This window comes from Vibrio sp. J2-4, from assembly GCF_021728155.1.
Lineage (GTDB): Bacteria > Pseudomonadota > Gammaproteobacteria > Enterobacterales > Vibrionaceae > Vibrio > Vibrio diabolicus.
In genome coordinates, this window is the sequence record NZ_JAKKCN010000001.1 from 986,259 (window position 1) to 999,830 (window position 13,572).

Genomic DNA, 13,572 nt, shown 5'->3' on the forward strand with positions numbered 1-13,572 from the left:
ACCAAGAAAGTAATTATACAAACAAGCACTCGCAGTGGCATTCGCAACCTATGCGAGTGCTTTATGCAAAACCTCTGGTTTGTCTTTTATGGAAACAACTGGCGATGCCGTAACTCGCTTTTCTTTCAGCGATCGCTGAAGTCATGAAGGGTTGGTTTGGCTGCCGACAAAAAAGGAGAATAATATGACTCGGCAGTTTATGCTGACACCAACGTCAATGGCGGTTGTATTAGCGTTATCAACGCCAAATGTCTTGGCTCAGGAAGATGAAAATATAGTTGTGATTGGACAGCAGCAAGACAGTGCAGTTGGTCCTGATTTTAGTTATCTTGGAGCGAAGAGTCGGGCAGCGACGAAAACTGATATTGCCATCAATGAAACCCCAAGAGCGGTATCTGTTGTTACGCGAGAACAAATGGATGATCGTGCCTCTATTAGCATTTCTGACGCGCTACAGTACACACCAAGTATTCAAACTAATTATTTCGGCGAAGATAACAAGCAAGATTGGTTTATTATTCGTGGTTTTAAACAGGCGAACAGCGGGCTGTATCAAGATGGTACCCGTTTATATTCTTCTGGTTTCTATAGTTGGCAAATAGACCCGTTTGCGTTAGAAAGGGTTGAAGTGTTACGTGGTGCAGCGTCTGTTCTTTATGGGCAAAACCCTCCTGGTGGGGTTATCAATGTCGTCAGTAAGCGACCTCAATTTGATGGAGGCTCAGGGCTTGTATCTTTGGAGTACGGTTCTGAAGACCGTAAACAACTTTCTCTTGACGTAAACTCTGAGGTGAGTGAGCAGTTAGCTTTCCGCTTTCAAGGGTTAGCGAGAAAAAATGGGACGAGAATTAGTGGGGTAGAAGCAGAGCGCATTCTTCTCTCTCCATCAATGACGTACAAATTTAATGAGACGTCTGAAATTACCTTTCTAACGAGCTATCAAAAAGACGACTCAGATCCTTATCTGCAATTTTTGCCAGTTGAAGGAACGTTAACGCCAAACAAAAATGGAAAGATCAGTGATAGTTTAGCAATAGGCAATCCTAACTGGGAGACGTTTGAGCGTGAGCAGGTGTCTTTAGGCTATGAGTTTTCTCATGCATTTAATGATACTACTTCATTTGTTCAAGCTGCTCGTTATAGCGAAATGGATATTAAGTTGAGACAAATGTATTCGTACGTTTACTCGGCTGATGTGCCTGGGTTGGGGCCGATTTTAGACCCATCAAATGAACGCAAGACCATACTTCGGGGCGCTTCAACAGAAGATGGGTCATCCGATGCTTTTAATATTGATAATCGTTTGATGCACCAAGTAAATTGGGGAAGTGTTGAGCATAACTTGATGTTGGGTTTAGATTTTCAAACGATCAGTATCGATGGTATGGACTTTGCTAATGATCCTATCGTTGCTGATGGTAATGCACTCTTAAACACACCAATGGGAGCTTTGCCTGACCCTAGGTTTAATGTATTTAATCCCACTTATTCGGATAATATAATGTTACTCGATCCGAATACGCTACAGCCATTGAGCGAAACCGATAAGCAAAGAACGAAAATCGAGAACCGACAGCTCGGTGTCTACTTTCAAGATCATATGCTGATTAACGATAAATGGGCAATGTTATTGGGTGCTCGTTACGACGATACAAGTAACGAAGTACATAATGTTACCACGGGTGCTCGCACGAAAGTCGACAACGGAGAGTGGACGTTTAGTGTGGGAACGGCTTATATTTCTGATTCAGGCTTCACACCATACTTTAGTTACTCTCAGTACTTTGATCCAATTATTCAAGAAGATAGCAATGGTAAGCCAGCGAAGCCGGAAAGCGGTGATCAAATTGAAATCGGTGTAAAATACCAACCGGATTCATTCGATGGCTATTTCAATATCGCAACGTATCGGGCAACAAAAGAAAACTTGGCTCGTATCTACTTGAGTGAATTGACGCAAATAGGAAAAATAGAAAATAACGGCGTTGAGTTTGAAGCTGTAGCCAATGTGACACCTTCTTTAACATTAATCGGAAACATAGCCTATGTTGATGCAGAGATAAAAGAAGACGTCAATAAGACATGGGTTGGCAAAACACCTTCTCAAGTGGCGAATACCGTATCATCAGCTTGGGCACATTATCGTTTCTTTGATGGACCTCTTGATGGCTTTGCTGTTGGCTTAGGTGCGCGCTATACAGGTGAGTCATACGGAGATAATGAAGAGAGACTAAAAGTACCAAGTTACTTTTTAATGGATGCGACGGTCAGCTATCGCATTGGAGATTACAAGCTACAAGTCGCAGCCAAAAATATCACTGATAAAGAGTACATAGCGACATGTGATGGTTTTTGTTGGTATGGCGATCGACAAAATATTATTGCCAGTTTAACTTACGATTGGTGATTTAACGGATAAATAAACACCCCTAGTGTAGGGGTGTTTATTTAGAAATCGGCTTTGCGGACAAAATGTGGGTTTTTGTACTTTTTCTGCGGACCAAACGATGATACTACGAGCTTGTTCCATAACGTTTTGTCAAACTCACCCTTTGGAATCGAAGGGTAGAGGGTTTCCTCTTCTTCTCTTGCAAAGTTCATGTACTGTTTCTTCTTAATTTGATTGTACTTTTTGGCGATCTGGTTATGTTTTCTTACCCACTCCAGTTTGTAATTGTGGAGCACTTTTTCACCTTCTTCCGCACTCATTCGAGATAGGAATAATCGCTTGTACGAGACCTTTCTGTCCAACATTGTGCGCATGACGGTTTGGATATATTTACCGTGGTGCGTGACAGTAATATCTTTTTCGTCAACAGGAGTGACGCACCAGCCTTTAGGTAAAAAGTCTGGCTTCTTAAATTGCTTATTACGCTCCATTAGCGCCTGATGTAAAACTAAATCAGAGGTGCCGCGGAACGTTTTTTGCCATTTACCGATACGAATTTGAATCGAACCAGGCAAGCGATAGATGTTAGTAAACTTATCTTTGTCCATGGACTTGTGTCATGAGATTAATATGCATTATTAGAAAGTGAAAAACAGTCTAGTGCAAAGGGCACCAGACTGAAGTACCGTACGATTTTACAACGACCTTGCGTGATATAGCGAGGGGTTATGTCAATAATAGGTAAGAAATAGAAAATTAGTTCACATTATGAAGAAATTGGAAGCTAATCAGGCTAACTTTTGAAGTTGGGCCGATTATGCCCATGCCTACCAAATAAAAAGAAGGCATGGGTATAAAAATCACACCGCTTCTTCGAGTTGCTTGGTTTCTTCTTCAATCTGCTGTAAATGTCGGTTTGCTTGCTGTAACTGATACATTTGGGCATAACGACCATTTTGTTTCAACAGTGCTTTGTGTGTGCCTTTCTCTACTAACTCCCCATGATGAAGAACAATGATTTGGTCCGCATCCAAAATAGTTGAAAGTCGATGAGCGATAACGACTAGTGTCATGTCTTGTCTGAGTACTGCCAAGCTCTTTTGTATTAAAGCTTCTGTTCCTGAGTCAATATTGGCCGTTGCTTCATCTAATATCAATATTTTAGGTTTTACCACAAGCACACGTGCTAACGCTAAGAGCTGTTTTTGTCCAGCAGATAGATTGGTTTCACCTTGACCTAACTGCGTGTCTAGCCCATTAGGATAACGGTGAATTTGCTCTGCCAAACCTACCTTGTCTAACGCATCCCATATTTGAGTATCGTCAACCGCTCGACTAAGAGAGATGTTTTCTCTGACTGAAGCAGGGAGAATGTGCGGATCTTGCTGAACCATTGCCATATCTTTACGAAGGACGTCTTTCCCTAGTGTTTTAAGTGGACGACTATCGATGAGCAGTTCACCACATTGCGTTGGATAAAAGCCCATTAACAGTGACGCTAATGTGCTTTTACCGCTTCCTGTATGTCCGACAAGCGCGATAAAGTCTTGGTGGTTGGCCTTCAACGAAATGTCTTTTAGGACGTCCTGTTTACCATCGTAGCTAAATGTGAGGTCTTTAAGTTCGATAGCACCTGACCTTAATGGCTGATGGTCGTTCCCATAAGTTTGTTCTTTCGCATCAATCAATTCAAACACACGTTCGCTTGATACTAACGCTTGCTGAAGTAGAGCAAGCTGCTGAGTCATTTCAATTAATGGCTCAGTAACGCGCGCAAGATAACTGATAAACGCATACAGTACCCCCACACCAATCAACTCAATACCGTTAAAGCCAAAGATCGCAACCAAGCAAAGTAACGCGAGGCCAGCGAGCAAGTCCATCAATGGTCTTAGCAGATAGCCGTTTAGCCGAATCACTCGTTTAGATGCCACCAAATGCTCTGCGGTTAGCTCGTTGAACTGTTTATTAAAACGCTCTTCTTGTTGCATTAATTGAATGACACTCATCCCTTGAATGGATTCACTCAGATTCGCATTTATATCAGTCAATAGGTCACGCATCTTTCGGTAGCTTTCTGTACTTAGCTGCTTAAACAAGTACATAAAGCCGATGACGATCGGTAGCAATACAAGCACAACAAGTGTGAGTTTCCAGCTCATGAAAAACATAACGCCAAGCATCACCACAATCATGACCACGTTTTTCACCACGGTCGCGATCAAGAGCTCATAAAATTGCTGTAGAGATTCCGTATCGTTGGTGATTCGCGATACCAATTTTCCAGCAGGAGTGTAATCAAACGCAGATAACGGCTGCTTAATCACGCCAGAAAATACTTGCTTACGAATCGCTTTGATCGTGTTAGCCGCGACAATGCTAAATTGCAATGACTGAAAATACTGGAATGTTGCCGATACGATCTGAAGAGCGATATAACCTACTGCTAGCGAAATCAGAATATTTTGTGAATAGTCACCTTTAGCGATGTGCTCATCAATGAAATATTGAATTAACCAAGGGCCGCCGGCGCTGGCTAACGCTGCAATAAACAGCAAGGCGAGTCCTTTAATCATTGGCTTTGGTTGAGATAATGGGTAAGACATTAACCGTTTAAACGTACTGGTCTGCTTCATTCATTATTCCTCCATCGCCTGTTCTAGTTTTTGGTACTCGAACATTTCGGCGTACCAGCCTTTATGCGCTAATAAAGCGCTATGTTGCCCACGTTCAGTAATGTGTCCGTGATTCAATACAATGATCTCGTCTGCTGCTTCCAATGCGGTGAGGCGGTGCGCAATAACGATTAGGGCTTGATCACGGTAGTGCGTTTCCAAATTCTTAAGGATTTGATGTTCGGTCCGTCCATCAACAGCGGAAAGTGCATCGTCCAAAACCAACACTTGGGCATTCAACAGCATAGCGCGTGCTATCGCAATACGTTGTTTTTGCCCGCCGGAGAGTGTAATGCCTTTTTCACCGACTTCTGTTTGGTAGCCTTCAGGAAACTTCTCAATATCGTCATGTATACAGGCTAACTTTGCTGCTCTGTAGACTTCTTCCTTTCCCGCGTTAGGGTTGCCTAAGGCAATATTGTCAAAGATAGATTTTGAAAATAGAAACGGGCTTTGATTAACCACGGCAAAGCGGTTGCGCCACTGAGGAAGTAGGGCATCTTTAATCTCAACATCCCCGAATGTAATTGAACCGTTTGTTAGGTCGTGCTGACGCAAAAGCAGCGTTAGCAGGGTTGATTTTCCGCTTCCGACAGGGCCAGCTACTCCCAACATTTTACCGGGTTCAAGTTCGATTTTTATTTCGGCCAGAGCTGGTGGTAAATCACTGGACCAGTGGAAAGCATCGATATCAATTTTTAATGGCAGTGGTTTATCTTCTAATGGTTTATTTCCACTGACAATCTCTGGTGTTTCATCAAAGATCTCTTGTAGGCGATTCCATGCTGCGGAGCCTCGCTCTAAAATATTAAATAAGAAAGCGAAGGCCAGCATAGGCCATATCATTAACCCTAAATACATCGTAAAGGCTGTTAGATCACCAAGCGTGATCTCTCCCTTATCGACAAGGTAAGCACCAGCAGCGACACTGAGAAGGAAAGAGAGGCCGATGGTGAGTTGGATAGCTGGATCAAATCTCGCGTCGACTCTAGCGACGGCGATATTTTTCTGACCGGTATCATCGACTACATCTTCAAAGCGCTGTTGTTCTTGATTCTCTAACCCAAAAGCTCGCAACATTCGCACGCCGTTAAGTGACTCTTGCGTCATGTCTGACATGGTAGAAAAGGCTTCCTGAGCAATGCGGAAACGTTGATGCAGTATACGGACAATAAAAAAGATGATGATTGCAAGAAACGGCATTGGAAGAAGTGCCATAACGGTGAGCTTCCAGCTAACTTGCGTTACCATGATGATTAAAACTGCAATACCCGTGATCAAGGAATCGGCTGCCGTTAAAACCCCTTCGCCGGCTGTCATTACGATGTTACGTACATCATTAGTACCACGCGCCATCAGATCACCGGTCTTATAACGTTCGAAAAATCGGGGTGGTTGTGTCGATAAGTGCCTATAGAGGCGATTACGTAGAATGGTTCCGAGTTCCCAGCTTGCGCCGAAAAGCCAAATTCGCCATAAGATACGGCATCCATAAATGGCAAAGATCAGTGCAGTGAGTCCCAAGAGCCACAGAATCAGTGTATTTGTATCTAACGTGTTATCTACGACCCCATCAACGATGATACCGACCGCTTTAGGAGGAACAAGTTGTAGAGTTGATATCACAGCGAAAAGCAAAATCGATCCGACATAATGCTTCCACTTTTGTTGGAAATACCAACGTAACTGCCAGAATATTCTCATCACGCCTCCCGCTTTAAATTATTGAATTTGTTATAGAACTATTATTGAGCGAAATGATGAGTTTACAAGCACAAATTATTGGCGGTCGGAAAAACGATAGATTGTTTCGATTACGGGCGCGTGCGGTCGCTAATTACTTGTTTTCTCGCTGCAAGCTAACTATGAAACAACATTATGTGAAATAGTTGTTAATAATGGGTTTTGGGGCCAGTATTCTGCTAAAAGCGATGAAAGCACCAAAAGTGCAACTGTTACTTTCACTCACTAGGGGAACTAGCAGTCGTCAGTTTGTATTTTGTAGCTGACTTGGCCTCCTGGAGTTTCTGGGTAGTAAACTTCGACATAACACATATGGTCTGGACCAACAGGTTTGTTTGCAAAGCCGATAAGGAAATAGGGTTCGTCCGGGCTGTCTACCCCGTACCAAGTATTGATAGTGAGTTGAGGGTCGAAACCTGCCAGCTCTTTTGCGGGAATGACATTCTTAATGAATCCAAAGTAACCAATTAGGTCGTTATTGCCGTCATTATCTAGATCAATGTTATATTGTTTGTCGCCATCTACCGTCTCTTGAGATTGAATAACGGCTTTGGTGTACACAAAGTTGTTTGCAGTCATGAGCGCTTCCCTCGCGCCATATAGAACCGCCACTCGAGCATCTTTTTGCAGACCAAGAAATTTAGGAAGGGCAATAACACTAACGACACCAAGGATAATGATGCACACAATGAGTTCAATGAGGGTAAATCCTTGAGAGCGATGCACTGCCTTTTCTCCATGAGTCATGAATAGTTTGGCGGCTATTTTGATATAAAAATGCGCAGGTCAAGTATTAAAAAAGGATGGGAAGGAGTGACCAAGCTTGCAGATCTTAAATATAAAACAAGTTGCTTATTTATTACATGCTGGTGGGAGGCGGCTATCGAATAAGGGGAGAGAGTTAAATTCGGGAGGATAAAATACCTCCCGAAATGAGCAATTAAGACTCATTTGCGACGGCTTGACCGCTGCGCTTAAACACAAATCGCCAAATAAATAAGACAACGGCAATATAGGTTAGACCAACACCTAACGCTTGCCAGTGCATGCCGTTATACATTGCAATTGGCATAAGCGAGATGATGAAAATGTCCGTAATTGAGCCTGGAACATAAGCGATAGCATAGTCATCTAACACTTTACTGCGCATTTTGGGGTCGACAATGCGTAATAACGCGATACCCATAGCGACTGTACCTGTTAACCATCCCCAAGAGAAAATGCCTTTCTCAAACCAGTCATCTCCCATGATGCGAGGTGCAACCCAAAAGATAAGCCATAGCGTGAACGCGATACCACCAATTGCGAGCACTACCATTGGCATTAAATACTGTGCTAGAACCGTGATCTTAATCGCTGAGATACCAAAGATGATCAGGTAATCCGTACTAATACCCGCTGCGTGTTTGAATGCGCCGTCACATAGGTAATGAGATGCCTTGGTTTGCTTAGCGATGATTCGAACTAACATACCGCCCAGAAAGCCAGTAACGAAAGTCGGAATTTGTACCTTATCGTGGAAAGAAGATAAGTAGTTGGCTGCTACATAAGAGAAAGCGGTTACCACTACAACCAGCGCCGCGTGAATCGCGAAAGAATCGACTGACAATGATGACATCGTATCTTTCATCACAGGTTCTTGATCGTCAGGTTTCACTAAGCCTTTGCGCTCGTGTTCGTCCATGCTGTCGAATGTCGTAAAGCTACGAATCCAGCCCATTTTCAACGCAAACTGAAGCATTAACATGCCCACAGAGATTGAAATAAAGATCCCAACTGTGGCAAACGTTAAACCGAGCGTGAAGCCATCTTCCCAACCAAGTCCCGTGAAGATTTCACCGACTACAGATGCTGAACCATGTCCGCCCATGAATCCAGCGGACATGGTTACGCCAAACCCAGGATTAATCTCAGGCCAAAAGAAGGTGGTAAGTACTAAACCAAACATTGCTGCAAACAGCCATTGCGACACGGATGCAATTTGGTTAAACGCCCACAATGAGCCTGCTCGTTGAGCAACCACTTTTGGTGACGGGACATCTGTTGCTAAACCCAACGCAGAAAAAAGTGCAGCAGTTAAGAGGCTTGCGTTTGCGGTAAAGGTATCTGTCCAAGGTAATACGTTAAGCAGAGCTGGGCCAAAAATAAGACCAAATAACCCAGCCAATACAGCAGATGGAATGTACATGCGTTGTAGTAAAGGCATATGTACACGAATTACTTTTGCTGCAATTAATAGTAAGCCAGCGATGGCTAAGTCAGTCAGCATTAGACCTTTTGGCATTTCTTGTCCTCCAGTAAATGCGTTCAAGGGGCTCATCCTTTTAACCAGCCTTGATGTAATAAATAACTTCCAGCACAAAACCACGAAAATAGTCACTCATGTGACATCGCGTCATGGTTGTTCTAGTCAGCACTCTATTGCGCTGTCGAATTTGTATTAACGGATCTGTTGATCCTTAAATCTATAAAGTGAGTGCAATTGTTGTGAGTGCTCACGAAGTGTTGAGAAATTTGAATAAATTCCTCGATCAAGTTTCTGATAGTTCACTCAGGAAGGGCGTGTATCCTAGTCAGTTTGTCAGCGCAATGCAATTGAGCGTCATCAATATTTAGTGCCTAAAAACTGGACACTTGTAATTAAATATTTGATAAATAAAAATATTGAACAAGAAAAATAATTTGTCGATATGATAACTTTTTGTGATTTGAATGGGGATTTTGCCACTTTAAGGAGGGATTTTTTGGAGGAATCGAGAAAGTAGTAATATCAGTAAGAGCTAAAGTAGAGTGATTCGCGCAAATATCATGCGTTATAGGGGGGCCGGAATTTCGCCCCCAGAGCTACAAAGTGCTTGTTTAAATTCGGTTGTCACCAGTACTAAACGCGATAATTTGACTGATTTCGGTCAAGCTTCTTCCACTTTCTTGCTGCCACTGAATAAAGGCTTTATTAGCAGAGTCCAAGGACTTTTTCGTGTCTTTGCCACCTTCAATGATCTTGCAATTACGCAGATAAGCTTCAACGTCGCTAGACAGGATAAAAGTGTCGACGCCCATTTGACGCAGTGTGTAAGGGCCGGTATTTCCGCCTAGGCGATTTCCGCGTTTCTTCAAATACGCCCATAGGTCGGTGATTTTCTCTTGCGGCCAATCGGCAACCATTTTGCCAAACGAGCCGTGTTCTATTTTTGCTTCATGGATCATGCGAGCGTTGGCCGGAATCGACATGACTTTAGTGAGGTGGCGAATGATGCGTTTGTCGGTCGCTTTGGTTTCCCATTGTTCGTCTGACAGCATCAACAACGGCTCAATCTTAAATCCGAAGAACACTTCTTCGAAGTTCGGCCACTTGTTGCGAACCACGCTCCACGAAATCCCACTTTGGAATACCTTCATCGAAAAAGCGGCCAGCCAACGGTCATCGGGAATCGCTGCTAATTCCTCTTTACTTAATGGGTGAGACAATAGCGCTTCAAGCTGATCTTCTCCGCCTTTTCGCTTAGCAGCACGTTGATAAATCGCGTCAAATTTTTCGATACTCATAAAAGAAGTTAGTCCTAGTTTATGTCGATATTTGCGAAACATACTACGCTTAAGTGGCTGAATCGTAAATTGATGGAGTGTCACAAATGAAGAAGGTCACATTAACGTTTGTCGGGGAAGGTTCGGAGCGTATCGCGGATAAATTTTATACTTGGCTGGCTGATGGCGGATTAGAAGACAGCTTAATTGAAACTCTATCGGACAGAGAAGTATCGGTGGTCGGTATTAGCGATATGGATAACGAAACGCGCGATGTAGTGATTACGACAGAAATGAATTAGCGCGTTGTACACGATCAAAACCAAAAGAATGCGATACAACAAAGCCCTTCGTCGGAAGGGCTTTGTACGTCTAACTCGTCTTCTTGTGTAGAGTGGATTTAATGATGAACTAGCGTTAAACCGCTTGGTAAAGCATCACCGAAGACGCGTTTTGATTCGCTTTCTGAAAGCTCTTTCACTTCTTTAACTAGTGATACCCAAGATTCGGGCACTTTACTTTGTTTCAGCTTCGTTAGAACTTGCTCTCGGTAATCGTCAGAAATATCAAACAGGCGGTCACCTGTCTTACGACAAATCATTACGGCTGCGAAAGCGATCATTGGTTCTTTCTGCCAGTTTTGTTCCAGTAATTTAGGTAGCCACTGTTCCGCTTGTTCACGAGGAATGACGTTGTGCTGGCTGCCATAAAGTGGCGTTCGCGATGCCAAGCGTCCCAATGCCCACCAGTGCGCTTGTTCAAACTGGTTTTGGTTGATGGCTTTGCTCAAGAACCACGTTGCCAATAGAACTTTGTCTTCGACTTCTAGGTGTTCAAGCGACGCCGCCAATCGAACCATGGATTCATAACCCATATCTTGTGCCGCTTTAGCTGACTGTGGGTTTTTCATCGCGCCAGGGTGTAGGTATTTCGCGATGTCCGCCAAGATGGTCTCTTGCTGCTCTTGGCTTAAACCACCGGCAATACGACGCCAGAATACCCACCAGTCAGTCCAACCTTGATGGTTTTTAAACTGAATGTTTTGTTGGTAGAGGCCCCAAACTTGCTCAATGCGCCAAGAGTCTGTTGGATCGCCAAAGCCCGGACGCAGTGCAAAGCCCGCCAAACGAAGCCAGTTTTTCTCGTGTTGTTCAGAGCGACGGCGACGTTTACGACCTTGTGCAAAGGTATCAAACAGTTGACGTAGGGTAGTGAAATCCCACTCGTCACGTTTACCGAGCTTCTTCTCAAGATCTTTGGCTAAGGTTTTGATCTCTTTGCCTTCTGCGCTTTTTTTGTTACCGCTGTATAGGCGAGCGATTAGCTCCTTACATTCGTCCAGTTTAGGGTGAAGCTTAACTTGTTCACTGTCGTCGGTTTGCTTGTTACGGACTTCGAATTCCAGCTCCCAACGTTTGTTGTCGTCTTCTGCGCTGACACATTCCATCTTAAGTGTGCCGACTTCAGTCAACTGACACGCCAGTTGTACTTCTACGCGCTCTTTCTGGTTGGCTTGCAGTTCGGCACCTTCACCTTCAAGGGTGGTGATATAAGGCGGCAGAGGAGCAAACAAGTCTGGGTCAACATCAACCATCACGCCATTTTGAATGGCGGTGTTATTGGTTAAGGTATCGTGGGTAGAAGTCAGCAGGTTAAAGCGGACTGGCTCTCCAAGAGTGAGCGAGAAACGACGACCGCTTAAACGGATCTCATGGCCTTCTTCTGTTCCTTTTGCAAGCAAACAGAGCGCTTTGCCCATTTTGTTCTTTTCTTGAAGATGCAAGAAGTAAGAACGCGCTGCACCGCCACCAATTTTAAGCTGCGCACCACGACGTGCTTTACCAAACGCAACAGCACCTAATGCAACAGACCAATCTGGATGTGGGTTATCTAATACCGTAACTGGTGCGCCGCGCCAGTCAGAAAGTAGGGAGGTGACACGTTCAGTCACCAGATCACTGTTAAACACGCCTCCGTTCAACAACACGCCAACTGGAATCGCGTTTTGTTTATCGTCTTCAATGCCAAGAGCGGCACGAGCGACTTGCTGGTGCTGAGTTAAGAACTCGGCAACGTGCTTGCTAACCGCTGGGTCAGCAACGTATGGAAGGCCAAACTCGACAACCGCGCTGCGGCGTTTGTCTGGTACTTCACTGAAATCAGAAAGCGGGAAGAAGCCATCTAATGCGATTTGGTGTACTTCTTGTTTGCTCAGCCCAATACTTTTTGTTCCGCCAAGAAGTTTTGAGCCGCTGCCCAGCATGGTGATTTTCACTTCTTCAGGTGCATTCGCTGAAAGCAGGTTCTCTTTCGCTTTACGCGTTTGCTGAATCAGCTTAGTCAGGCTTGCTGCAGTGAGTTTCTTACTTTGATTGAAGCGGCTCTCTGCAAGGTGTGCTAATGCTAAGTCGAGGTTATCACCACCCAGCATTAAGTGTTCGCCAACGCCAATACGATCAAGTGCTAGCTGATCTTGAGAAGAGAAACTTGCTTCAATCAAGCTTAAGTCGGTGGTACCACCGCCCACATCGCACACCAGAATCAGCGGTAACTCTTTGAGCTCATAAGCTGCGGTTTGCTGATGGCGTGCGTACCAGTCGTAACATACGGCTTGTGGCTCTTCGAGCAGGACGATTTTCTTTAAACCTGCCAACTCTGCGGCTTCAAGCGTGAGCTTACGAGCCGTCTCATCGAATGATGCTGGAACAGTCACAACCACATCTTGGTCTTCTAGCTTGTTGCTAGGGTGACGGTAGTTCCATGCTTGACGAATGTGGTTGAGGTAGCTTGCGCTGGCAATGACGGGTGAGACTTTATCCACGTATTGCGCGCCAGCCCAAGGGAGAATGTCTGAGCTACGATCTACCGCTTGGTGCGATAGCCAGCTTTTTGCACTGGATACCTGACGTCCTTCCACCTTCGCGCCTAATTCACGAGCCCATTCACCCACGATCACATTACTAATGTCGCCAGCAACAGGTTCGTTGTCCCAAGGAAGAGTGAGGTCAGAAGGGGAGATTTGACCTACAGCTGGATGATAGCGGAAAGAGGGCAGAAGTGGTTTACGAACGACTTCGCCCGGACCAATCAGTTGGTCGATGTCAAATAGGGATACTTCGGATTGTTCAAGGTTGTCGGTGATTTCACAGTAGGCCACCACAGTGTTTGTGGTGCCAAGGTCAATACCAACAAGGAAACAAGGAGATGCCATACAAAACCAAACCTTCGTGTATTTAAAAA

General features: G+C 44.4%; 9 protein-coding genes. 2 read left to right on the forward strand and 7 right to left on the reverse strand.

Annotation, left to right across the window (positions count from 1 at the left end):
* Positions 1 to 184: 184 nt before the first annotated feature.
* Entirely contained in the window at positions 185 to 2,407 is a 2,223-nt protein-coding gene (locus L3V32_RS04525) for a TonB-dependent siderophore receptor (RefSeq protein ID WP_237283882.1), read from the forward strand.
* Positions 2,408 to 2,448: 41 nt separating this feature from the next.
* On the opposite strand, the gene L3V32_RS04530 is transcribed toward L3V32_RS04525, so the two are convergent.
* From L3V32_RS04530 to L3V32_RS04555, 6 genes are all read right to left on the reverse strand, one after another.
* A complete protein-coding gene (locus L3V32_RS04530) occupies positions 2,449 to 2,997 on the reverse strand; it encodes a hypothetical protein (RefSeq protein ID WP_054867095.1) in 549 nt (182 codons plus the stop codon).
* Between the two features lie 252 nt (positions 2,998 to 3,249).
* Positions 3,250 to 5,025, reverse strand: coding sequence for an ABC transporter transmembrane domain-containing protein (locus tag L3V32_RS04535; RefSeq protein WP_237283883.1), 1,776 nt, complete (start codon positions 5,023 to 5,025; stop codon positions 3,250 to 3,252).
* 3 nt (positions 5,026 to 5,028) lie between these two features.
* Entirely contained in the window at positions 5,029 to 6,768 is a 1,740-nt protein-coding gene (locus L3V32_RS04540; RefSeq protein WP_237283884.1) for an ABC transporter transmembrane domain-containing protein, read from the reverse strand.
* Positions 6,769 to 7,041: 273 nt separating this feature from the next.
* The gene (locus L3V32_RS04545) at positions 7,042 to 7,554 is read right to left on the reverse strand and encodes a type II secretion system protein (protein WP_065646754.1); all 513 of its coding nucleotides are present in this window, start codon (positions 7,552 to 7,554) and stop codon (positions 7,042 to 7,044) included.
* 193 nt (positions 7,555 to 7,747) lie between these two features.
* Positions 7,748 to 9,091, reverse strand: coding sequence for a sodium/glutamate symporter (locus L3V32_RS04550; RefSeq protein ID WP_047008748.1), 1,344 nt, complete (start codon positions 9,089 to 9,091; stop codon positions 7,748 to 7,750).
* Between the two features lie 575 nt (positions 9,092 to 9,666).
* The gene (locus L3V32_RS04555; protein ID WP_237283885.1) at positions 9,667 to 10,353 is read right to left on the reverse strand and encodes a DNA-3-methyladenine glycosylase I; all 687 of its coding nucleotides are present in this window, start codon (positions 10,351 to 10,353) and stop codon (positions 9,667 to 9,669) included.
* An 86-nt stretch (positions 10,354 to 10,439) separates the two neighbouring features.
* Here L3V32_RS04555 and L3V32_RS04560 point away from each other — a divergent pair, with 86 nt between their 5' ends.
* A complete protein-coding gene (locus tag L3V32_RS04560) occupies positions 10,440 to 10,634 on the forward strand; it encodes a hypothetical protein (protein ID WP_005394200.1) in 195 nt (64 codons plus the stop codon).
* A 98-nt stretch (positions 10,635 to 10,732) separates the two neighbouring features.
* Here L3V32_RS04560 and L3V32_RS04565 read toward each other — a convergent pair whose 3' ends face one another.
* Positions 10,733 to 13,543 carry an Hsp70 family protein gene (locus L3V32_RS04565; RefSeq protein ID WP_237283886.1) on the reverse strand — a complete coding sequence of 937 codons (2,811 nt, stop codon included), beginning with the start codon at positions 13,541 to 13,543 and terminating at the stop codon, positions 10,733 to 10,735.
* Positions 13,544 to 13,572 lie beyond the last annotated feature (29 nt).

Bases quoted from the DNA above. Each gene is read 5' to 3' on its own strand.
- L3V32_RS04550 (WP_047008748.1), bottom strand. From the start codon at position 9,091: ATGCCAAAAGGTCTAATGCTGACTGACTTAGCCATCGCTGGCTTACTA.
- L3V32_RS04565 (WP_237283886.1), bottom strand. From the start codon at position 13,543: ATGGCATCTCCTTGTTTCCTTGTTGGTATTGACCTTGGCACCACAAAC.
- L3V32_RS04540 (WP_237283884.1), bottom strand. From the start codon at position 6,768: ATGAGAATATTCTGGCAGTTACGTTGGTATTTCCAACAAAAGTGGAAG.
- L3V32_RS04535 (WP_237283883.1), bottom strand. From the start codon at position 5,025: ATGAAGCAGACCAGTACGTTTAAACGGTTAATGTCTTACCCATTATCT.
- L3V32_RS04545 (WP_065646754.1), bottom strand. From the start codon at position 7,554: ATGACTCATGGAGAAAAGGCAGTGCATCGCTCTCAAGGATTTACCCTC.
- L3V32_RS04560 (WP_005394200.1), top strand. From the start codon at position 10,440: ATGAAGAAGGTCACATTAACGTTTGTCGGGGAAGGTTCGGAGCGTATC.
- L3V32_RS04530 (WP_054867095.1), bottom strand. From the start codon at position 2,997: ATGGACAAAGATAAGTTTACTAACATCTATCGCTTGCCTGGTTCGATT.
- L3V32_RS04525 (WP_237283882.1), top strand. From the start codon at position 185: ATGACTCGGCAGTTTATGCTGACACCAACGTCAATGGCGGTTGTATTA.
- L3V32_RS04555 (WP_237283885.1), bottom strand. From the start codon at position 10,353: ATGAGTATCGAAAAATTTGACGCGATTTATCAACGTGCTGCTAAGCGA.